At 42.8% G+C, this 2,207-nt stretch carries 1 protein-coding gene and 1 tRNA gene; one reads left to right on the forward strand and one right to left on the reverse strand.

Annotated features, from left to right (window positions below; translation table 11 throughout):
- Positions 1–115: 115 nt before the first annotated feature.
- The gene (locus FDW95_RS18320) at positions 116–1,624 is read right to left on the reverse strand and encodes a DUF4041 domain-containing protein (protein ID WP_115258841.1); all 1,509 of its coding nucleotides are present in this window, start codon (positions 1,622–1,624) and stop codon (positions 116–118) included.
- A gap of 313 nt (positions 1,625–1,937) precedes the next feature.
- On the opposite strand from FDW95_RS18320, the gene FDW95_RS23235 reads away from it, so the two are divergent.
- Positions 1,938–2,060 (forward strand) — tRNA-OTHER (locus FDW95_RS23235).
- Positions 2,061–2,207: the final 147 nt, after the last annotated feature.

Below are 2,207 nucleotides of genomic sequence, written 5' to 3' on the forward strand. Positions count from 1 at the left end.
GATTTGAACCTCCGACCCCCGACATCCCATGACGCCGTAATACCATCTTGAGGGCTGCTATTTGCCAGAAACGGAAGTATGTAGTTTTACGAGCGTATTACGTAGTAGGCTATGCTTAAATTGACTCAGCAAAACGTGGTTGGACGGCAGTATGCTGGGTTTGCACTTCTGCCACTCCACTTTTTTTCTTACGTAATGCCAATGTCTCGTAATAATGTTGTGCTACAACTGTTTCGATAAAATCGACGTCATTACCTGCAAGTTCATAAACAGCACTCTTGATCTCTTTCAGACTGACGTTAAAAAACTCTTTACGCCTATTAACGAGGTTCGTTCGTTTGGCATCAAAGTGTTGATGAAGCGCATTTTCTAGCGCTGGAGCATCTTCACTATGGATCATGGCGTGAACATCAAAGAGAAAAGGTACTGAGGCACTTCCTAGTTCATCCACCCGGTCCTGAGGGTCAAGACGGCGCGTCATACCGATTTTGAAAACATCTTCGCCGAAAGACCCTACATTGGAAATGACATAGACATGCCCACGTTTGGTTTGCTGTGCCATGCTCAAAGCTTTTTGGCCCTTCAATTCTGCTTCGGTTAAGGCGTCACGTAACTCATCAATTTTTGACTGATATTTTTCTGCCTGTTCGGTAGTCAGTTGCGCCAATTTTGACTCCATTTCCTTACGGGCTTTATCCAGTGCTTTTTGTGCACGAAGCTCTTCCGCTTCTGCCTCTCGAATCGCCCGCTCAATTTCCTGCTGAGCTTTGCGTTCTTCTGCCATTTGAGCACGTATTTCCCGCTGTTCTTCTTTTTCTGACTGTTTTTTCATTTTGTAGGCATGTACGAGATCGAGCTCTTTTAACTTCAGTCTGAGATATTCTTTACTGATATGCACATCATTCACTTCGTTGAGTGCATTGATTTTATCGAAAGCTGCCTGGATCCTGTCATGCATGACTGACCAGTTCTTGAATGTACAGTTGGCAATTGCTGCATCACACTCACCATTGAACGCCCTCGCTGTTAGATTGATAGCTCGGGTAGTCATTTTTTTCCCTTCGGCACGGGAATTATGGACCGTCCAGTCAGTTCCACACCAGATAGCTCCGGCTTTGTTTTTGAGGCGTAATAAGGATTTTTGCTCATTTCTGTTATCTTTGATCGCCTCCTTAAACTCTTCGGAAGTGTCGAAATCGAAATGTGGGTCGAACATACCCATCTCTGCAAAATCTACATCTTCACGATAAAGGGCTATCGCTTTTTCGAGTTCGTCATAAATGCTTTTTTTCTCGGCATATGAGGCACGTAATGAAGTAATTCTCTCCTGTAATGATAGGGTCGTTGACTGTGCATTACTCAACAATGTAGTTGCTTCCTCCTCCAGAGAGGCAGCAGTGCTTTTTGCACCGTCGATGATTTCTCGAGCTTGTTGTTCCGCCTCTAGCGTTACCCGAGTTGCTTCCGTTTCTGCATCAGAAATGACGGAATAACGCTCAAGTTGTGCTGTTTTACTGGCATCTGAGGCCTTCACTGCGCGTAATTTTGTCAAAAGGACAAAAACGATGACAACTAATAATACTGCAACAGTTAATGCAGCGATTGAAAGATAACCCATATTCATTCATAACCTTCCTTGAGAGGATGCTCTTCACATGCAACTAGACATTGCTATCGATGAGCACAATTAAACCCTGATCTATTAATGGTCAATATTATCAAAATAGGGACAATAGGACATACTGTAAGTATCACACTTAACCTGACCAGACCATTAAGTGCAAAAACAGGTATAGATAGTTTTCACATGTTATTGAATAGTAAAATTTTGCGCATAATTTCACCTCCTTTCCGTAAGAATGAAGCTTAGGTTTAGCTCAGAAAGTGTTGGTATATTAAGTATGGAGAAACGAGTAACTAGTTGAATTTTATGAAGTGGAAATATTGTGGATATACCAGCGTGAAAAGTTAAGTTATTGAAAATATTACCAATGAAATCGGTCTCGAAAACCGGAGTAGGGGCAACTCTACCGGGGGTTCAAATCCCCCTCTCTCCGCCACTATTCAAGCACTTGCAGGCCTTGCTTTCAACGACAGTTCTCACCGATGTTTTTTTCTTTGAATATCCTCACAAGTTTGTCGCTGTATTGCCTGCCAGGCGCGAAAATACGCTTCGTATAAACAAAAAGCCCGCTTCATATGAAGCG

It is taken from the genome of Citrobacter sp. wls718 (assembly GCF_005280945.1).
Lineage (GTDB): Bacteria > Pseudomonadota > Gammaproteobacteria > Enterobacterales > Enterobacteriaceae > Citrobacter > Citrobacter gillenii.

Coding starts and splice junctions, on each gene's coding strand:
- FDW95_RS18320 (WP_115258841.1), bottom strand. CDS start 1,624: ATGAATATGGGTTATCTTTCAATCGCTGCATTAACTGTTGCAGTATTA.